Origin of the sequence: Mucilaginibacter mali, from assembly GCF_013283875.1 — a bacterium.
Lineage (GTDB): Bacteria > Bacteroidota > Bacteroidia > Sphingobacteriales > Sphingobacteriaceae > Mucilaginibacter > Mucilaginibacter mali.
Genome location: NZ_CP054139.1, coordinates 4178445 through 4198738 on the forward strand (window position 1 = coordinate 4178445; position 20294 = coordinate 4198738).

Annotated in this window: 16 protein-coding genes; all 16 read right to left on the reverse strand. The window is 37.4% G+C overall.

All coding sequences use genetic code 11. From position 1 onward, the window contains the following. Positions 1–147: 147 nt before the first annotated feature. Complete coding sequence (locus HQ865_RS17485; protein ID WP_173416142.1) at positions 148–1431, reverse strand: endo-1,4-beta-xylanase; 1284 nt, start codon at positions 1429–1431, stop codon at positions 148–150. A 150-nt stretch (positions 1432–1581) separates the two neighbouring features. Next, positions 1582–2169, reverse strand: a complete 588-nt coding sequence (locus HQ865_RS17490; RefSeq protein WP_173416143.1) for a D-sedoheptulose-7-phosphate isomerase — start codon at positions 2167–2169, stop codon at positions 1582–1584. A 55-nt stretch (positions 2170–2224) separates the two neighbouring features. After that, positions 2225–3397 carry a glycosyltransferase family 4 protein gene (locus tag HQ865_RS17495; RefSeq protein ID WP_173416144.1) on the reverse strand — a complete coding sequence of 391 codons (1173 nt, stop codon included), beginning with the start codon at positions 3395–3397 and terminating at the stop codon, positions 2225–2227. A gap of 110 nt (positions 3398–3507) precedes the next feature. Beyond that, on the reverse strand, positions 3508–4701 hold the full coding sequence (locus tag HQ865_RS17500; protein ID WP_173416145.1) for an O-antigen ligase family protein: 1194 nt from the start codon (positions 4699–4701) through the stop codon (positions 3508–3510). Positions 4702–4911: 210 nt separating this feature from the next. Beyond that, on the reverse strand, positions 4912–5874 hold the full coding sequence (locus tag HQ865_RS17505; RefSeq protein WP_173416146.1) for a glycosyltransferase: 963 nt from the start codon (positions 5872–5874) through the stop codon (positions 4912–4914). A 15-nt stretch (positions 5875–5889) separates the two neighbouring features. Continuing rightward, on the reverse strand, positions 5890–7173 hold the full coding sequence (locus HQ865_RS17510) for an MATE family efflux transporter (protein WP_173416147.1): 1284 nt from the start codon (positions 7171–7173) through the stop codon (positions 5890–5892). Positions 7174–7310: 137 nt separating this feature from the next. After that, the gene (rfbH, locus tag HQ865_RS17515; protein WP_173416148.1) at positions 7311–8615 is read right to left on the reverse strand and encodes a lipopolysaccharide biosynthesis protein RfbH; all 1305 of its coding nucleotides are present in this window, start codon (positions 8613–8615) and stop codon (positions 7311–7313) included. A 74-nt stretch (positions 8616–8689) separates the two neighbouring features. Further along, positions 8690–9751 carry an N-acetylneuraminate synthase family protein gene (locus HQ865_RS17520; protein WP_202020398.1) on the reverse strand — a complete coding sequence of 354 codons (1062 nt, stop codon included), beginning with the start codon at positions 9749–9751 and terminating at the stop codon, positions 8690–8692. A gap of 58 nt (positions 9752–9809) precedes the next feature. After that, a complete protein-coding gene (locus HQ865_RS17525; RefSeq protein ID WP_173416150.1) occupies positions 9810–11630 on the reverse strand; it encodes a thiamine pyrophosphate-binding protein in 1821 nt (606 codons plus the stop codon). Positions 11631–11656: 26 nt separating this feature from the next. Next, a complete protein-coding gene (locus HQ865_RS17530; RefSeq protein ID WP_173416151.1) occupies positions 11657–12808 on the reverse strand; it encodes a 3-dehydroquinate synthase in 1152 nt (383 codons plus the stop codon). Between the two features lie 31 nt (positions 12809–12839). After that, positions 12840–13892, reverse strand: coding sequence for an NAD-dependent epimerase/dehydratase family protein (locus HQ865_RS17535; protein WP_173416152.1), 1053 nt, complete (start codon positions 13890–13892; stop codon positions 12840–12842). A gap of 6 nt (positions 13893–13898) precedes the next feature. After that, a complete protein-coding gene (gene rfbG / locus HQ865_RS17540; RefSeq protein WP_173416153.1) occupies positions 13899–14981 on the reverse strand; it encodes a CDP-glucose 4,6-dehydratase in 1083 nt (360 codons plus the stop codon). A gap of 10 nt (positions 14982–14991) precedes the next feature. Continuing rightward, on the reverse strand, positions 14992–15765 hold the full coding sequence (rfbF, locus tag HQ865_RS17545; RefSeq protein ID WP_173416154.1) for a glucose-1-phosphate cytidylyltransferase: 774 nt from the start codon (positions 15763–15765) through the stop codon (positions 14992–14994). 15 nt (positions 15766–15780) lie between these two features. Further along, positions 15781–16821, reverse strand: a complete 1041-nt coding sequence (locus HQ865_RS17550) for a ferredoxin--NADP reductase (RefSeq protein WP_173416155.1) — start codon at positions 16819–16821, stop codon at positions 15781–15783. A 91-nt stretch (positions 16822–16912) separates the two neighbouring features. Continuing rightward, on the reverse strand, positions 16913–19336 hold the full coding sequence (locus HQ865_RS17555) for a GumC family protein (protein ID WP_173416156.1): 2424 nt from the start codon (positions 19334–19336) through the stop codon (positions 16913–16915). Positions 19337–19365: 29 nt separating this feature from the next. Next, positions 19366–20199 carry a polysaccharide biosynthesis/export family protein gene (locus HQ865_RS17560; RefSeq protein WP_173416157.1) on the reverse strand — a complete coding sequence of 278 codons (834 nt, stop codon included), beginning with the start codon at positions 20197–20199 and terminating at the stop codon, positions 19366–19368. Between the last annotated feature and the right edge of the window lie 95 nt (positions 20200–20294).

Genomic DNA, 20294 nt, shown 5'->3' on the forward strand with positions numbered 1-20294 from the left:
CATAGCGAACAGATCAATAAAAGCATATATATCAAGCCTTTTGATGGATCTTGTAAAGATATCAGCATACCGATATTGTTGTAAAACCTATAGCTATATCATTATAGAAAATCAACACATATTTTTGATATAAATATTATTAACAGTTTATTTTATTTTGCTTTTTACTTCATCTGCCAATGCTTTAAAAGCCAGCTTTTGGTGCATTTTATCATCCAGGATATTGGGGTAAAAAGGGCCGGTCATGTTGCCGCGTTTATCTTTGTAAGTTCTGTTTGCCCAGGTAACCGGATCCCAGGCCCCAAATAAAATAAGGGCCTTGCAGTTTTTTGCCATTATACAGGCATTTATAACTTGCCTGTATATATCAGCTTGCTTTTCAAAATCAGCTATAGTGGGCAAATTTGCAGTTGATGAATGCAAGTATTCTGGATGAAATGGCGCATCTGAAATTTGGACCGATGACATTAAAACATCCATTTCGGTGATCTGGCTTTCAACGCCTATTGCAGCAAAACGCTCCATATTTTCACGCAAAGCGATAGGGTGTGCATATGAAAGAGACAAATGTGTTTGAAAACCTACGCCATGAATTGGTACACCCTTGTCTCTCAATTGTTTAATTATTTTAAACCACCTATCCATTTTAAAGCCTTTATATTCGGCGCTATACTCATTCCAGTAAAGTTTGGCACTCGGATCTGCTTCATGCGCCCATTCAAAGGCCAGCTGAATAAAATCTGTAGGATCTGTTGAACCGGGTTTATGGATAACGTTCCATATAGGCTTGTCTTTCCGCAGGCCATTAGGGTAGGTTTTAGCCGGATCAAGATATTCTTCATCACTCATGGCCTCGTTTACAATATCCCAGCCTATAATTGTGCCAGGATACTTATCCCTGTAGTGGCGCATTACAGCTTGGATGTGTTTTTTTAAAATATCGGCAAGGTCGTTTGGCGAGTAATTACCTTTGGTGATCCATTCGGGTATATAACTATTCCATACCATATTATGAGCCTGCATTTTTGCCCCGTGTTTCACAGCAAAATCAGCCACCTGATCTGTTGATGTGAAGTTATATATACCTCTGCCTTTATTTTCAATATGCATATACCATGCAGGCAGGCTATATAAATTAAAGTATCTGTTTAACTCTTGCAGATAGTTTTTGGGGCGTGGTGGTGCAAGGTTTACATCATCTTCGCTCAAATAGCATCCAAAATAAGTACCTTTTTTTAATAAGGACGTTTTTACTATCGCTGTATCGGCAACAAAAACACTTTGCCTGGAGTATTTTACAGAACTATCTGCCTTAATACCTATAGCAGAAATGTTATGATCGTTTTGCTGTTGTCCTTTTATAAAATATATAAATGAACTAAAAGCCAAGATCGCGATCAGCAAGATACCTGAGAGATTTTTTTTTGCCATAATGGGTACTGATAATATAAAAATATCCATGAATTGCAGTATTAGAACTTTATTAGCTACTTAAATGTTTTTAGCGCCCCAATTAGGACCGCACTAAAAGCGCTATATATTTCAATTAGTGTAAATAGCTTCTACCAGCACGGTTGCGCATCAGGCTTTAATATGCCCAAATAACTCATCCTCAACAATACAACATAAAATATGCCCTATTAAAATATGCGATTCTTGTATCCGTGGTGTATCTGTTGATGGCACTTTGATGCATACGTCGCACAATGCTTCCATCTCACTACTATTAGCACCAGTGAAACCTATTGACATTATGTTCTTTTTCTTACACTCGTTGAAAGCATTGATAATATTAGGCGATCTGCCCGATGTTGAGATACCTATAAATACGTCACCGGGCTGGCCAAGAGCTTGTACTTGCCGCGAAAACAATTTCTCATAACCATAATCATTTCCAATAGCAGTTATAATTGAGCTATCTGTAGTAAACGCTATAGAAGGCATTCCCGGTCGGTCGAAATAAAACCGGCTTACAAATTCAGCTGCTATATGCTGTGCATCGGCAGCACTGCCCCCATTACCGGCCAATAAAGTTTTATTGCCTTTCTTATATGCATTTATTATCATTAATGCAGCTTTCTCAATATCGCTTAGCAATATTTTGTCTGCCAATATTTTTGTCTTAACTTCTATTGATGAAAGTATTTGATCACTAATTAACTTTTCCATAGTTCAAAATGCCTTTTTACCATTATTAAATATACTGTCGCGGTCTGCGAAATTACTAATTTGCGATCCGGTATACTGACATTATATTATTGGTTATTGTTTCCCAATTATACAAGGCCGCTTCCATCCTGTTTGTTTTGCCAATTGATCGCCTTTTACTCTCATCCTGCAATAACTCATCAATGCACATAGAAAACTTCTCTGTTTCCCCAAACTCTGTAAGGAAACCGTTAACAAACTGCTTTATAATATATGGAATACCCCCTGCCGAAGTTGCTACGATAGGCTTACCTGCCGCCATAGCTTCACAAAATACAATGCCTTGAGATTCTTCCTGGCTATGCAAAATAAAAATTGCCGCATTACTTAAATATTGCCGTATCAATAATTCATCTGTATCTGTTAAGATAAAAACATTATCTCTCATGCCCATTTCGCCGATCAGATCATATAGCCGGGTATAATATCTGTCATCCTGGCAAAAACCAATTATATAATATTTGATATCGGGATATTTTGGTAATAACAGATGAACAGCTTTTATCGCATATTCGTAGCCTTTTCTTTCTGTTATAGAGCCTATAGATAGCAATTGCCTATTATGAGACAAATCTGGTACAGAATAAAATTTGCTGTCGATACCTTGTGGTATAACGTGTATCGCGTCGGCTCTTGACATTACATGACGTAAGATCCACTCTTTAACATAAATGGTGTCTACAATTATTTGATCAGCAAATTTGATGCTTAAATATTCAAAAACAGAATACACCCAGTACTTAATAAGTTTAACTGCTGATGGGTGTCTTTTATGATCCTTCCAATGCTCTACAGTTAATATACCATGTACAGTAAGTACATAATTATATCTTTTCAACCTTAGATATAGAATAAGTAAAAGATCGATCAAGTGTGTGCCGTGTATATGTACAATATCTGGGTGGTAGTTTTTTATCTCTTTAATTATTTTTTTGATCCTTAAAAACGCCAGTAGGTGAGAACGATATGGATTTGACAGGTAAACTTTCGTAATGCGGGCATGCTCTATCGCATAATCTTTTTTTACCGACCTTTGTGGATAAGAGATCACTTTAACTGCTGTATCAGTGGTTTTTGCCAATTGCCCGGCCAAGCCATAAACAGATGCCGCGACCCCTCCTTTAATTAAACCGCTATCGAGGGGATAAACACCAAAAAGCAAAACTTTGTATGAATGAACTTCGGGCATTAGTAACACAAATAGCGTTTATTATTATAGATGGAAGTATACTATCTAACATATGTTAAAATAATTTTACAATTACCTTTTGCATATAGATGATCTTGCAGGCCGGATACTTACGAAAACATTAACTCTTTGGCTTTAGCTAACTTTTCTTTAGCTATCAAATTCAATTGCGCTGTATTTATCTCCTGCATAGCAAATAACATAGAATATATCATCCAGAAGACACGTAAAGTCCGTAACTCGCCCGATATCATAACAGCTATAAAATGCGATATAAATATGATCACCAAAAAACCACGATAAAATGCTTTTCCATTTTTATTGATAAGATTTCGGAGACTGGTATAGTATAGTATGCCCAAGCCAATGAGGCCCAATACCCCATAGTAAAATAAAAAAACAAATAAAATACTTTCAAAACCCAAAGCATCGGCAAAACTACCGGTCTTATAAAAACTGTCTATACTTGAAGGGCCAAAGCCTATATAAAGAGAGCTGCCAATGGCGTTTATAATAAAGTTGAACTGATCTATACGCATTGAATAGGAACTACCTGAGATCTCTGTTTTTGACAGATAATTATATAGTTCCATAATAGCCATATAGGCTACAGGTATTGCAATACCAACCAAAGCAGCTTTAAAAACAAAGTTACGTTTGAAAAAATTTTTCAGGTGAGATATCTGTACCAATGTCAAACTTACCGCTGTAGCTATCCATGGCGTACGCGATGCTGTGAACACAATATTAATAAGGGCCATAACTATGATCACATACAAGTAATTGCTGAGCTTACTATATTTTTTATTAGTATATGCTTTAACAATAGGTATATAAAAAAGGATAATATACATTGATAAAGAATCCCCGTAAGCAATAGGGTGCCAAACCGTAGATTGCACCCTACGACTAAAACCATATCTTGATTCATCTGAATATTCAATCAGTTCGTTTGTACCGAACGAGTTAACGGTACGGATAGTACGGATATATGCCAGGAAGGGATTGCTGCTGGTTATAAACTCGTAAAAGCCAAATAAGCACATCACGAAAACGCAAAAGGCAATGCATTTTAAATAAAATAAAAAGTCCTCTTCGCTCCTTATCAAAAACATGATAATAATGCCCGGCAAAAATTGTTCGATAAAGTAATAAGAGAAATACAAGTATATACCCCGAAGTTCGCCCTCTGAGAATTTAGACATAGTATATGATGGCAGTACAAATAATGAGAATATTAGTACGGGCCAAAAATATTTTCCTTTAGACCCAATATCGATCACTTTCTTTTTACTGTTGTACATCAGTAAACTTATCAGTGCGACTACGACAGATGATTTCACGAACGTAAGCGTAAAAATATCCGTAAAGGGAATATCGTTGGGGATAACAATAAATATGAACATAAACACGGCCATGCCCCATTTTATATTTCGGGTACCTAAATAAAATTGAAAAAATAAAATTACTACGATCAGTACTTTCTCCATATAGCTTCAACTTATAGTCGGGTATTATTTATTTTTATTATATCCGATCAATCTTTTTACAAGTATTTTAGATACCCCAAGTAAAATCCTATAGTTTAAACGAATTCTAAAAATAATATAAGTATAAAATGGAAATTCCTCTTTAATTATGCTTTTATAACCCGATGTATCAAATTCAAAATTATGCCTTGTTTCAACCTGATCTATATATATATCTGCTAAATACGATAAAAAAAAGGCATATAGCATTGTTTCTTTCTCTTTTTTAAAAACCTTTACTTCCTCTTTAGTTTTAAAGTGTGGTCTTAATATACCAAAGTAGTGTGTTAAAAAGATCTTGGCTAAATTGTATCCTCCTCGTTTTGCCGGAACAACTGATGTAAAGAAGGTTTCGGGTATTACTTCTATCGGGATCTTCTTTTCTAACAGGTTCATTATAACGTATACCTGAGTAAGCAACTCCTCTGTTTTTGCCGAAAAATCTTTTACTTTTAAAAATTCTTCTCTCGAAATACAAAACGATGCTATCCAGGTACTGAAGTAAGAAACCGTAGTTATAAATGCCGAAGGGCTATCGCAAATAACCGGTTCATTAAGCGTTTTTATACGCCCGTTAGCCAAAAATGGAATGGTATTGTTTTTAATACACCGTTTGATAGCTTTAAGCAGGTCTCCAAGCGCGCCTTCATTTAACTTCAAAGTGTCATTATTAAGCTTCATTATAGCACCTGAAGCTAAACTCAAAACCTTTTCGTAATTATTATCGGCAATGTTAACAGGATTACGGTTATACTTGATCTTTGTTGGATATTTATCTACAAAGCTTTTTGCAACAGTTGGCGTATCATCGGGCGAGCAATTATCCGATATAATTATCTCAACCTCGTCGCTTTCTAAAAATTCTTTTTGGGAAACAATACTTTCCAATGTTTCGCGAAGGTAACCGCTTCTGTTATATGTTGGTATACAAATAGAAAGACAGATCATGTTTACGTTTTTTAATTACGAATGCCACTCTTTACGTTTTTTAATAAAAAGAATTACGGTATAAGCCAGTCCCCATATTACTGATGTTAAGAAGCCGAGAAAAAGATATTGGGCCGGTAAATACTTTGTAATTAAAATTGTTGAAACAAATATGTATACGGCAGATACTATTGCCAGCAAAACCATAGGTTCTTTTTTATGCGCCCTAAGATATACAGCCAGGCCATTGATAACTATTTGCAATATCCATGCAACTAATAGGATAGTCATTGGCAGGATACCTAAGAACCGGTGAAGAAACGAAAGCCTGTCACTATAAAAATACATTACGCCCAAAATAAAGATCCCGCCCAGGCCAAAAGTAAGTACAGCAAGCGAAATGCTTTTAAATATCAGCCTATCCATTGCTGACCAATTTTTTAAAGAGGCCTGCATATTTAACTTAGGATTGGCTACATATATCCAAACATTTGAAATAGAAAAAACGGCGGTAACTAAAGCAATGCTGATGCCCACCCTGCCCGCCTCAATGGCGCCGTGAAACTGGAACATTAAAGGCGTATATATTTGGAAAATAAAATAACCACTGCTCCAGCTTATCGCATAACGCCATATTAATTGCAAAAAATCTTTTTTCCAATTAACAATGTAACCTTTGCTGATATTAATAACCTGAAGCGTAAGTTTCCCAAAACGATAATAAACTAAAACGAGATTTAAAGCAGATGTTATAATAGCCGTAAAAGCTAAAGCATACAGCCCAAAGCCTAAATACAAAAAAATAATAGTTGACACTGAACCGGCAACAGCACCAATAAACTTATTTTTTTCGATAGCCGCAATTAACCCGCAGCCTTCAAAAAACGATAACAAAGTAGCTGTTGTAAAACTTAACCCTGATGATAATATGTAAATACACCATGGGATCGGCCAATTTACATGGCTATCCTTATTGTAGAACATAATAAAACCAACCGAAAGGATAATTGGAAAACCAATAGCACCAACAGATAACGACCACCTTATTACAAACCTCAATAATGAGCCTATGCGTTTTATCCCCTCTTCATCGCCTTCAAATAATCGTGTTTCGGGGTTAAAACTAAGATGTGCGTATTCATGCGCAGCAAATTGGGTAACTATTGTTGTAAAACCAAGATCAGCAAAAACGGTCAATGCTGCCAAGCTGATAAAAGTATACCAAAAGCCTTGAGTTTGCGATGTTAAAAAGGTTGGTATAAAAATTAACATTACAGGCCCCGAAACTATTCGCCACAAGCTGTTAGTTAATGTAAACATTACATCTTTTGTAATGCTCGATCTGATAGAACTTAAAATTCTACGGGGTGCAAGATTAGAAACAGGGGCCATTTTTAAGAATATCTATACGGATATTGAGAGCATTACTGCCATTATTAAAAAATAATGGTGTGTTTTTAATTTATATATTTTCTTATTACATCAGCTATATAATCATAATGGCTTTCGTTAAGTCCGGGCCAAACACCCAGCCAAAACGATCTGTTCATGATAATATCTGTGTTTGTAAGTTCGCCCGATACCCGGTGATCTATATTTGCATAGGCGGGCTGCCTCAACAAATTTCCGCCAAATAAAAGCCTGGTGCCTATTTTTTGTTCTTCAAGATGTTGTACTAACATATGTCGGTCTGCAGCATCACCTTCACGAAGGGTAAGTAAAAAACCAAACCATGATGGATCAGACCATTCGGTAGCTTGAGGCAAAATAAATATATCCTCAAACTGTTTCATCCTTTCATGCAGTGCTGCAAAATTCTCCCTCCGACGGTTAACGAAATGATCCACCTTTTTTAATTGGGAAACTCCGAAAGCTGCTTGCATATCAGTAACTTTAAGATTAAAACCAATATGAGAATAAGTGTATTTGTGATCATATCCAAATGGCAGACTTCCTAATTGTTGCGAAAAACGACACCCGCAGGTATTATCTTTTCCGGGCTCGCAATAACAATCACGTCCCCAATCCCGAAAACTTTCAGCTACCTTGGCCAATGCAGGGTTATTTATCAACACCGCGCCACCCTCGCCCATAGTGATATGATGAGCCGGATAGAATGAAAATGTAGCGATATCACCAAATGTTCCTGTTTTTTTGCCACGATAAGTGGCGCCTAATGAATCACAGTCATCTTCAACAACCCACAGGTTATATTTTTTAGCTACACGCATCACTTCATCCAAATTGAATGGGTTGCCCAATGAGTGCGCTATCATGATCGCTTTTGTTTTGGGTGACACAGCGGCTTCTATTTCATCGGCCTTAACGTTGTGAGTTGCTATATCCACATCAACAAAAACAGGTATTGTCCCAAATTGTATCATCGGATTCACAGTAGTTGGGAAACCAGCTGCCACTGTTATCACTTCGTCGCCCGGCTTAATTGCCCGCTCACCCAGCTTTGGCGAGGTTAACGCGTAAAAAGCAACCAAATTTGCCGATGAACCAGAGTTTACCAATAAAGCTTTAGATGCACCAAAGTAATTACAAAAATCACTTTCAAATTTGTTAGCGAACCGACCTGCTGTAAGCCATCCGTCCATAGCGGCATCCACACCTAACAGTAGGTCTTCTTCGTCTATTACTTTACCTGTTACGGGTATATAATTAGTACCTGCAATTATTGGCCTATTAATGTTGCCTTGTATAGCTTTAACAATTTGTGTTTTAAGGCTTTCGTCTATGTTCTTCAAAAAATCCATACAGAGATCTGCAATTCGCGATAATATGTTTATTAACCAAAAAGTGTGTTTTTATTTAACAGCCGATCTTTATTTTACAATCCGCGCTGATAAATAACTTGCTTAAGTTCTTCTATTTGAGAATAAGGCCCATCAATATGATCGATCTTTATTGGTTCATCCTTGGTGATATCCTGAAGCAGTTTTTCACCATTCATAAGTTCGCGGCATGATAACTGACCTTTTTGAAGTGGGAAGGCCAGGTAAAAATCCTCGTTTAACCTGTCGTAGGTCACCACATGGCCTTCTGGAAGGTCTTTTTTTGCATATACCCCTCTGATATAATTATCCAAAAAGTCGATCTCTTTCTTCATTGGCATTTTGCGCGATTCGGCCGATACACCACAAATTTCTTTTGCAGTATTGAAGGCTTTAAACCAGTTATCTACTTGCTGAGGTAAGAACGAGTAAGGAGAGATCGTTAGACCATCAGAATTGATATCGATATGGCGTTCAAACAATTTTACCCCCTTGGCTACGGCCGCATACATACTAAGCAAGTAGTCGTCCTTATCATTACTTTCGTGTGTTGATAAACCAATTGGCAAGTCGGGGTAACGATTTTGCAGATAGTTGATCTGGTTTAATTCCATTTCGTGTAATTGGGTTGGGTACGCGGCAACGCAATGGTTTAACGCGATAGGTATATTTCTGTTCGTAAAGAATTTTACCATGTCGTCCATATCCTTTAACGAAGCACCGGCCACAGATATGATCACCGGTTTTTTTGTTTTTGCTATTTTTTCCAGTAAGAACCAATCATTTGAATCGGCGCTGGCTACTTTTATAATAGGCATATTGAATTCGCAGCATACATCTACCGAATGCTCATCGAATGGAGTGGCCATAGGTATACAACCGTTCTCAATAATAGCTTTCACTAATATAGCGTACTCGTCATGTGACAGTTGTGTTTCCTGGGTGCGGCGGATATAGCGGATGTCTTTTCTGTCGCGGAAATCTTTATGGATAAAAGTATCAACATCCCTGAATTGTAACTTTATTGCGGCGCGAACATTATTAAATCTTACAACACGACCAAACTCTTTTACAATGTTTATACCGCGTTCTAAATTGCCCAAATGATTATTTGTCATCTCTAGGACAAACAGGTCATCAAAAATTTTTGAATTATGCATATTGACTGTGGATTTTTTAATTATTATGGATCTTTATTGATTTTAACATGTTAGATTGTAATTCGTCGGCCGGTAAAAATGGATACATATCTTCTAACGGGCTACTGATCATTGTTCCGTTATCCAATTTTTTTGAACTTAATTTAGGGCTAAATTCCTGATCTAATGTCAGAAACACTTCACATATGAACGGCATATCACCACCCATAATGGTGCCTAAGTTAGCTTTTAACTCATCGTGGTTCTTTATTGAGAAATACCCCAAGTCGAATGCCGCTGCTATCTTTTCAAAATCAGGGAACGATAGTCCTGAATCTAGTCCGCAGCCAACTATGTTATCTTTAAAAAAGTTGTGCTGTGTTTGCCTTATAGAATGGTAGCCTTTATTATTAAACACAAATATCTGCAAAGGTAATTTGCCCCCCCCTATGGTTTGCAATTCCTGTATATTCATCATTATACTTCCATCGCCTGCGATACAAATAATACGATTAGTTTTTGGGCCCGAATAGTATGCGCCAACAGCTGCGGGCAAATCGTAACCCATAGAAGCACACCCCGAATTATGGAAGATGCGCTGTCCTTTTTTCACCCTAACACCCTGAAAAGTAACTACACAAGCAGTACCATCAGCACAAACAACTACTTCATCTTCTTTTAAATGTTTAGACATTTCGTCTACAAAACAGTAGGGATTTACCAAGTCTGGCAGAGACCAGTATTCTGGCAAGCATACCGGATACTTAGCTACCCGCTCCTTACACCAGTTTACCCAATCTTGCCTGGCAGGAAAGTTTGTATTGCCCGCCTGTTTTAAAAACAGTTTGAAAAACAAACGCAAATCTGTATTTATTTTCATATCAAACCTACAGGTAGGTTTTTCCATTTCGATGCTATCGATATCTACGCAAACCTTATATGCGTTACGGGCAAAATTTTCCCAATTATAGCTTACCAGGCGTATATTCAAACGGCTACCTAAAACCAATAGCAGATCTGCATTTTGTACTGTAAAATTGCCCGCCCTATTACCAATTATACCGGGGCGGCCGGCATATAACGGATGGCTATCGGGCAGCAGATCGTTCGAGTTCCATGCCGTAACTACTGGTATACCTAATAAATCGATAAGCTTAAAAAATTGTTCGTAGGTTTTACTATGATGTATGCCCGAACCGGCATAAACAACCGGCCTTTCAGCTTCTGATATTAGTGTTATCAGGCTATTTATCTGTTCCGTGATCTCAGGCTCATTAAATTGCAATTCATCCTCGGCATTATCATAACCACCTAGTTTTTCCGGATCAATCAGTGATGCCTGTACATCTATTGGTATATCAAGCCAGCACGGGCCAGGGCGGCCATTCAGTGCTAAATAGATCGCCTTTTCAACATGATATCTAATTTTCAACGGGTCATTTACAAATACAGCGTATTTAGTTATCCCGTCAACCATATTAATAATATCAGCTTCCTGATCACCGAGTTGGCGCAGCTTACCTGTTAAACCATATGTTGATACACAGGTCTCTCTTTTAACCTGGCCAGAAACAACAAGCATAGGGATAGAATCCACCCAGGCACCAAAAACGCCATTGATAGCGTTTATTCCCCCCGGACCACTGGTAACATTAACAACGCCCAATTTACCTGTTATTCTTGAATATGATTCAGCAGCGATCGCGCATGATTGTTCATGGTGCATGCATACATATTCTACATTTTTATTTCTGCCTATGGCATCATTTAAATGCATTGCTCCGCCACCGGTCACCAAAAAAACGCGGTTGGTGTATTTAGCTATTTCCTGAATTATATAATCTGAAACCCTTATCATAAAAGTATATCCTGTTTATTCTAGCTTTATTTCGTTCCCGCTATCAAATTATCAAAAGCATTTGCCAGTAATTCTTTCAATCTATTATCGGCTTTAACGTTTAGCATACCAAATTTCCCTATGGCATAAGGTATAGCTAAAAATATTTCATCGCTTAAATTCTTCTTATCCTTTTTCATATTATTTAAAACATCGTTCACATCAAGTTTCTTAAGGTAGCTGATCGATTCGGCATCTATATACGGGAGGATAAGATCTTTTAGCACTGCCGATTCATTTTTGGCCAGGCTGCCATAGACAACGGCTATTTCGTTTTCTACGAGCATGCCTATAGAAATGGCTATGCCGTGTGGAATTTTATAGTTTAACAATGGCTCGATAGCGTGCCCTACTGTGTGGCCGTAATTTAAAGCTTTTCTAATATTAGCTTCAAACTCGTCGATCGTAATAACAGAGTTTTTAACAGCTAAAGATAATTGAATAATCGGAATTATATTATGTAAAACATCTCCGTGCTGCGTCGAAACATATTTTTCAAATAGTTTTATGGTTGTTTCTCCTCCCACTATAACAAGTTTCACTATTTCGCCATATCCAGAAAGTATGTCTCGTTTTGGAAGCGATCTTAACAACTCATCACATATCAACACCCTGGCTGGCGATGAAAATAAACCCAACTGGTTTTTTCCACCTTTATAATTCAGGCATGATTTGGCACCGATACAACTGTCGGCCATTGAAAGCAACGTTGTTGGTACATACACCCAATTTATGCCCCGTTTAAATACAGCCCTTGCAAAAGCGGTGATATCCTGGGTAATGCCGCCGCCCATTGAAACAATTACCTCTTTTTTTGTGAAATTTTTGGCCTGCAAAACATCCACAAGCTTCATTGCTGTAGCAAGGTTCTTATTTTTTTCCCGGGCATTTATAAGCGTTGTTGGCGCACCCGACAGCATATCTTCGGTATATAATTTATCTACAACGTCATCTATATAAATAAAATGCTTTTCTTTATTATGAGCGGCCAGTGCTTGTAATTCTTTTATCAGATCTGCCTTGCTAATAAAATTTACGGTATAGTTATATGGCACCGATCTTATAGTGATAGCATCTGTTGCATTGGCTGGCAATGAAAGCTTTACTACAGTATCATCAATAACAAATTGGTTTTGCATAATTATGTTGCGTATACGTTAATTGTAACTTTTAAACTAAATAACTTTCTACAACTTTTCTAAAGCCATCCTCGGCACTAATTTGTGGTTTCCATCCAAAAGCCTCCAGCTTACTAATATCGGGCGTGCCGCGGTTTATAGGGCTCTTTAAATAGTTGTTACCTTCAATAGTTTTTTGTACCGAACTTACTTTTAGCCCTTTCTCAGGGTATAGGCCGGTCATGATATGTGCTAATTGCAAAATGCTGTATTCCTGGTAAGGGTTGCCAACATTATATGCCTGCCCGTTTTCGCCCTTTAATAACACTGTAAAAAACGCGATAGTAGCATCAGCAAGATAACAAAATGCCCGTTGGGCAGATCCATCACTGTTTAAGTTGATATCCCTGTTATTTAAAATATCGTTTACAAAATCGGCAAATACACGGCCATCATCTAAAAGCATTTTAGGGCCATAAGTGTGGAAAGGGCGTACCATTTTAGCAGGGACACCATACTGATAGAACCAGCTTGCACAAATGGTCTCTCCCATTCTTTTACTTTCGCCATAACAAGAACGCACATTTGTGGGATCAAGATGCGCATAGTGGTCTTCTTTCATCGGGATACGGCTTTCATCTACCTGGCCATAAACATCACCCGAACTAAAGAATAAAAATGATCTTACGTTATCTTTCTTAGCCAGTTTCATTAAGTTTATGGTTCCTAAAACATTAGCATTTAAAGTACCAACAGGGTCTACTCCATAATATTTAGGGCTGGCCTGGCTGGCCGCGTGTACTATATAGTCAACTTTGCGGTCAAACACCATTTCGTCGCAAACATCTTTATGTACTAAAATAAGATGCTTATCATCCAAATGATCTTTAAAACGGGTTTTCGCCTTCTCAAGGTTCCTAACCAATGCTAATACAGTAATATTCTGATCGGGTTTCTGCCTATTAATGTATAGTAATGTTTCAACCATGTATGCCGGCAGAAAGCCGCTAGCCCCGGTGATCAATACTGTTTGGCCTGCAAAATTCTCCCAGGGTAAATTTGCCTGGTAAACGTATGCCATATCACCTTCTATGATCTTATTCATATTTTATTACTTGCTTGCTATGAAATCCAGGATCTGGTTTTCTGTAAAATTATTTATGGTTGTTTTTTGATCGTAATAGTGTTTATACCAGCTAATAGTATAGTTTACAGCTGTAGCTGCGTTTAAGCGGGGTTTCCAGCCAATTTGCTGTATGGCTTTGCTAATATCCAGCTTAAGTAAACCTGCTTCGTGTGGCTGATCGGTTAGCTTAACGTTCTCATATTCTCCGCTTCCCCAATTCTCAATAGCCAAATTAACCATGGTATCTACTCTTAATGAATCATCGGCATAAGGCCCGAAATTATACGCCTGTGAAAATTCGCGGGGGGTTTGTGTAAGTTTATCCCCCAATAATAGATAGCCTACCAGTGGCTCCAGCACATGTTGCCATGGCCTGATGGAATTAGGGTTACGTACAACTATTTTTTGATTGCTACCCAGCGCTCTGGCAATATCGGGCATTAACCTATCGGCCGACCAATCACCACCACCTATTACATTACCCGCACGGCCTACTGCTATTGTTTTTTTATGCTTTTCAAGATCATTTACATTAAAAAATGAGTTACGGTAAGAATCTATCAATATTTCCGCACATGCTTTACTTGAACTGTACGGGTCATAACCTCCAAGGCGATCATTTTCACGATATGGATAAACCCATTCATAATTATGATAAACTTTATCAGTAGTTATGATTATGGTTTTACACTCTTTATCTAAAAGTTTTACCGCGTCTAATACATTGGCAGTCCCTATAACATTAACTTCAAAGGTTTCGGCCGGAATATGGTACGACAACCTAACCAGCGGCTGAGCTGCCAAATGAAATACAAAATCGGGCTGAAAGTTTAATACTTCTTTCTGCAATTTCTTTGCATCCCTGATATCGGCTATTACAGACCGGCAAATATTATTTCCATCTATTAAATTAAACAGATCATCTTCATTTTGAGGAGCTAATGCATAGCCTTTAACATTGGCCTGTAATAAACTAAGTATCTTTAGCAGCCACGACCCTTTAAAACCGGTATGCCCTGTTACAAATACTTTTTTTCCCTGGTATGTGCTTTTGAGTAACTGTATCATCTGCGCATTTTTACCAAATTTTCCAAAGCGCTTTATCTTCGGCCCACATTTCGTTAAGATCTTGCTTATCTTTCAGCGTATCCATCGGCCTCCAAAAACCATTGTGCTTAAAAGCGCTCATCTGGTGGTCTTTTGCCAGGCTTTCCATTGGGTCTTTTTCCCATATGGTAGCATCGCCATCTTTTATGTAATCAAAAATTTGTGGTTCACAAACAAAATAGCCGCCATTTATCCAAGAACCATCTCCTTTGGGTTTTTCGAAAAAGGAATGCACTTCATTATTTTCACCAATATTTAGCGACCCAAAACGCCCCGATGGTTGTACCGATGTAACTGTACAAAACTTATTATTGGCTTTATGAAAATCTACCAGATCCTTAATATTTACATTACCAACGCCATCGCCGTAAGTAAGCATAAATGTTTCGTTGTTTACATATGGTTGTACACGCTTGATCCGTCCCCCGGTCATCGATTCGTTACCAGTATCAATGAGTGTGATCTTCCACGGTTCTGCCTGCGAATCATGCACCTTTATCGAATTATCCTTCAGATCGATCGTAACATCCGATTTATGCAAAAAATAATTTGCGAAGTATTCTTTAATAATATAGCCTTTGTATCCAAGGCAAACTATAAAATCATTAAACCCGTAAGTTGAATATATTTTCATAATATGCCATAATATTGGCATACCCCCTATTTCAACCATAGGCTTAGGTTTAACACCGGTTTCTTCTGATAAGCGGGTACCCAGCCCGCCGGCAAGTAATACAACCTTCATAATTATTAATAATATTTATATTGTAAGCTGAACATCATCAGATAGCGGATAAGCACAGCATGTTAAACATTCATTATCTTTCATATCGGTATGCTTTTTCACCAATCCTATCATTTTTACCTGGCCATGTAAAATACTTGCTTTACAAACTGTGCAGTGCCCCGTCTGGCATGCGTATGGCAGTTCCAAAAAAGCATCTAAACCTGCCTCAAGTATACTTTTTCCTTTAACAACTTCAACCTGTGCAGCTACTTCGCCAATATTTATTTTTACATGTCGCGTAGTAATATCTTCAAACTCGGCCGGGTCTTTTATTAATTCAAAGTCTTCGGCAAATATTTGCTCTTCACTTATTTCAAAACTATAAAGTGCCTGTTTAACCGACTCTTTCAAGCCTCTTGGCCCGCATATATAATGTATGCTATTTTGCAGGTCAGTAACAGACCTTAAGATCGTTAACACTTTATGCGGGTCGATCCGGCCTTGTATATGATCGGGGTCTTTATTGTCAACTACTAGTCTTGTATAAAAATTCCAAACCTGTAGTTGTGTTGAGAACGTTTTTTCCAGATCCTGGATCTGTGCAGAAAATATTACATCATCAACATGGCGGTTACCATAAACCAGTGTTATTTTGTGGCCGGTTTGTTTATGTAAAACAAATTTTGCTATAGACATTAAAGGCGTTATGCCGCTACCCGCCCCCCATAGCACAATGTGTTTATTTTCTGTAGTATGATCATTATTGAAGATAAAATCACCCATTGGATGCATTACTTCAACCAGATCGTCAATCTTAAGCCGATCATTAATATGATTAGAGACTATACCGCGAGGTACCCTTTTAACGGTTACTTCCAGGTATTCATCTACTTTGGGCGCCGATGAAAACGAGTAAGGCCTGATGTATCGCCTGCCATTGATCCTAAACACCAGAGTGAGATATTGGCCTGGCAAATAAGTTACTTTTTTTAAGCCTGGCTGTTTAAAACAAACTGTTATTACATCTTTAGCTTCTTTCCTTATTTCTACAACTTTTAATGTATAAATCTGCATCTATATAAAGTTGAAGTATTTAAAAGCCTCCATTTTAAACCTGTTTGTATTGCTCCCGTATAAGCGTATCCATTGCTATATTGTTACCAGTTTATTTACGCCGGTTCAGTATTTTTTCAAGCCACGTTTGTTTTTTCTTACTCTCATCAACATAGCCGCCATAGCCGCCATAACCACCATAACCATAGCCGTAACCATAGCCGTAGCCATAGCCATAGCCATAGCCATAACCATAATAACCATAATAGCCGCCTTTAGCCGATTGAATATCATTTACAACCAAATATGTTTTGCTTAGCTTTTTAGCTGTGATCAGATCGTTAATGATATTAACTTGCGATTTATAGGTAAAGCCTTGCCTAACAATATATAGGCACAGATCGGCGTATTTTTCAATTATTAAAGCATCAGATACAAGACCTACCGGAGCCGTATCGATGATCACATAATCATATTTCTTTTTAAGTTCCTCTATCATTGTACCCAATTTGCTATTTAATAGTAACTCTGCAGGGTTAGGAGGAATAGGGCCTGATGATATCAATGATGTATTTTCGCTGATGTAAAGCGGGCGTATAACCGAATCTAAAGTAGTTTTATCTGATATGATATAGTTGGTAAAACCGTGCTGATTATCCATACCAATATTCATAGATAATTTAGGTTTGCGAAGATCTAACTCCATAAACACAACTTTTTTGCCGCCTATTGCCAATACATTACCTAGATTAAGCGAGATGAATGACTTTCCCTCGCCGCTCATGCTTGAAGTAACAAGTATTACATTAGACTGGTCTTGCTTTAGCAAGAATTGAAGATTAGCTCTTAAACTTCTAAATTGCTCGGAAATGATAGAGCGCGACTTGTTGTCCACCACAAGGCTTTTTTCATCATCATTATGGCTTATTTCGCCCACTATGGTAACGGGGGTTCCCATTACCAGGTCTTTTTTGGTGATGATGCGGGTATTAAGCATTTCGCGAATACTTAAATAAGCTAATGGCAGTATAAACCCAATTATTAAGCCTACAACGTAAATAAGACCTTTTTTAGGCGCGAAAGGGGCCGAATCGCTTTTTGCGGGATCAATAATTTGCGACGTAGAGAAAGTTGAGGTTCGGGTTATCGCGGTTTCTTCCTTTTTTTGCAATAAGTATATATAAATCTGTTGCTTTAATGTTTGCTGGCGCGAATAGCTTAAATAGATTCTTTCCTTTTCGGGTACATTTTGTATCTTTTGATTGATGACACTATTGCGGGCCACCAGTTCTTTTTTAGATAAATTCAGGTTTCGCTTGTATTCATCGAAGCTTTTCAGCAGGTTACCTCGCAGGTTTTCTATCTGCTGGTCTAAATTTTTTACTATTGGGTTATTTTCTGTATAAGATAAATTTTGCCTCTCACGTTCACTAAGCATTTGGTTGTACGACGCTATACCAGCCGCAAAAACCGGATCTGTAACCGTTAACGTACTTGGGATGATCCGATGATTTGCGGGGTTCTTAATATAAGTCGATATACCTTCAATTATTGATATCTGTATTTCTAGCTCGTTCAATTTTTTAAAGTAATCACTTGAATTATCGATCAATACTTTAGATTGCTCAGCTATATCGGCAAGTTGATTGGCTTTTTTAAATTCCTCTATACGTTTTTCAACATCACTTAATTCGGCCGTGACAGCATCTAACTGCTTATCAACGAAGGCCATTGTACTGTCCGCTATTCTAACCTTATCTTCTAAGTTCTCTTTTAGATAAAGGTCCATCAGGGTCGAAAGTATCTTTTCGCCTTTATCAGGTATAGCATAATCCAGATTAAGGTCAATTACCGTACTTTGTTTACTTGTTAATGTAGCATCAAAACTTTTCATCAATCCTTCAACCTTCGAATCTACAGATTGAATAGTTATACCATAACCATGCTGATCAATAAAGTACCCTGGTTTGTAATCTAGTGTGAGATTAAATTGCGGAAGCTTTATTAGTTGCCCAAAAGCTACTGTAGTATCTATATTCTCTTTGCTGTTAACTATCCTAAAATCATGGGTAGTAACATCCTTTATAGAATATTGCCTTGCCTCAATAGTATCGGCCTTATGCTGCAGATCAATTGTAAATGGTATATATTTATCAGTAACCTCTAAAGCCCTCAGCGCCCCTTTTACTCCTACAGTAATGTTAAGGTTTAGTTTTTCAACCACCTTTTTCATCAGTGAGCGTGATTTTAATATTTCTATTTCATTTTCAGCATTATTAGCTGTACCCAACAAGGATGAAAGATCTACATCAATAAGGCCCTTTGCACCTTTAGAGGGATTATTCTTATCGTCACGTACCAGTATTTTGCCGTCTATTTTATAAGCTGTATCTGCTAATTTAGAATAAAACACAGCCAAAAAGGTACATAGAACTATACCTATTAAAAATAAATACCAATTGGATATAATTTTATCCAGATAGATCTTTATTTCGTTGTTGTTTTCCTGATTAGGCTGATCAATAATAGGATCCATATAATGTTATTCGATAGGATTGGATATTTTTATCTGATTCTGGTAAGTAATACGACCAATACTGTTAAAGCAGATGTAATTACAGTGATATTTCGGGCTTGGGCTGCGTCACTGCTGGTAATTTTAGCCTTAGTTGGCGTTACATATATTTCATCGTTCTGTTGCAAGTAAAAGTATGGCGATTTGAATATCTCCGAATTATTCAAATTCAATCGGTACCCTAATGTTGATCCATCAGTTTGGCGCCTCACTAAAAGTAAATTAGTACGATCCCCGTATATTGTTAGGTCGCCGGCATAACCCAAAGCGTCAAGTAAGTTTATTTTCTCATTGGGAATGCTGTAAGTACCAGGGTGTGCGACTTCACCCAAAACAGTGATCTTAAAATTTGCGAACCTTACTGTTACTGACGGGTCTTTATAAAAGATACTCGCCTTTTGTACAATAAGCGTACGTGCCTGCGCGGTAGACAAACCCAGAACATTTACATCCCCAAGCACCGGGAGCGTAACTTCCCCTTTTTTATTTACCAAATAACCATATACCATTGATTGGCCGGCATTATTGCCCGATGCAGAAAAAATATTTCCATAGTAAGTACCCGAACCAAATGCTGGTGTATTTAATGCGTTTACTAAATTGCCCCCCTGAGGATCTGCCGTTTGTATAAATATATATAATATGTCATCCGCCTGTATAATGGGTTCTTTATAATAGGCATTTGTAAGCCGGGTTATTTTTGCTGTGTCGGATATATCTTCAAAATATTTGTAATTTTTGATTGTGGAGCATGAATGTAGTGTTAAAACTAACATCAGAACCAAAAAGTAGCCAACTGGTATGTTGCGTATTATTCTTTTCATTTATTTTTTAGTAACAAAATTTGTATTGTTATAAATAAAACTCCATAAAGTTACATTTATTTTAACAATTTAGGCCAATAAATATTAAATATATC

What these genes read in the sequence shown, in the direction of transcription:
- rfbH (WP_173416148.1), bottom strand. Translation starts at nt 8,615, where the DNA reads ATGGATTTTTTGAAGAACATAGACGAAAGCCTTAAAACACAAATTGTT.
- HQ865_RS17535 (WP_173416152.1), bottom strand. Translation starts at nt 13,892, where the DNA reads ATGAATAAGATCATAGAAGGTGATATGGCATACGTTTACCAGGCAAAT.
- rfbG (WP_173416153.1), bottom strand. Translation starts at nt 14,981, where the DNA reads ATGATACAGTTACTCAAAAGCACATACCAGGGAAAAAAAGTATTTGTA.
- HQ865_RS17490 (WP_173416143.1), bottom strand. Translation starts at nt 2,169, where the DNA reads ATGGAAAAGTTAATTAGTGATCAAATACTTTCATCAATAGAAGTTAAG.
- rfbF (WP_173416154.1), bottom strand. Translation starts at nt 15,765, where the DNA reads ATGAAGGTTGTATTACTTGCCGGCGGGCTGGGTACCCGCTTATCAGAA.
- HQ865_RS17530 (WP_173416151.1), bottom strand. Translation starts at nt 12,808, where the DNA reads ATGCAAAACCAATTTGTTATTGATGATACTGTAGTAAAGCTTTCATTG.
- HQ865_RS17560 (WP_173416157.1), bottom strand. Translation starts at nt 20,199, where the DNA reads ATGAAAAGAATAATACGCAACATACCAGTTGGCTACTTTTTGGTTCTG.
- HQ865_RS17555 (WP_173416156.1), bottom strand. Translation starts at nt 19,336, where the DNA reads ATGGATCCTATTATTGATCAGCCTAATCAGGAAAACAACAACGAAATA.
- HQ865_RS17520 (WP_202020398.1), bottom strand. Translation starts at nt 9,751, where the DNA reads ATGACAAATAATCATTTGGGCAATTTAGAACGCGGTATAAACATTGTA.
- HQ865_RS17510 (WP_173416147.1), bottom strand. Translation starts at nt 7,173, where the DNA reads ATGTTTACATTAACTAACAGCTTGTGGCGAATAGTTTCGGGGCCTGTA.
- HQ865_RS17495 (WP_173416144.1), bottom strand. Translation starts at nt 3,397, where the DNA reads ATGCCCGAAGTTCATTCATACAAAGTTTTGCTTTTTGGTGTTTATCCC.
- HQ865_RS17550 (WP_173416155.1), bottom strand. Translation starts at nt 16,821, where the DNA reads ATGCAGATTTATACATTAAAAGTTGTAGAAATAAGGAAAGAAGCTAAA.
- HQ865_RS17485 (WP_173416142.1), bottom strand. Translation starts at nt 1,431, where the DNA reads ATGGCAAAAAAAAATCTCTCAGGTATCTTGCTGATCGCGATCTTGGCT.
- HQ865_RS17505 (WP_173416146.1), bottom strand. Translation starts at nt 5,874, where the DNA reads ATGATCTGTCTTTCTATTTGTATACCAACATATAACAGAAGCGGTTAC.
- HQ865_RS17525 (WP_173416150.1), bottom strand. Translation starts at nt 11,630, where the DNA reads ATGATAAGGGTTTCAGATTATATAATTCAGGAAATAGCTAAATACACC.
- HQ865_RS17500 (WP_173416145.1), bottom strand. Translation starts at nt 4,701, where the DNA reads ATGTACAACAGTAAAAAGAAAGTGATCGATATTGGGTCTAAAGGAAAA.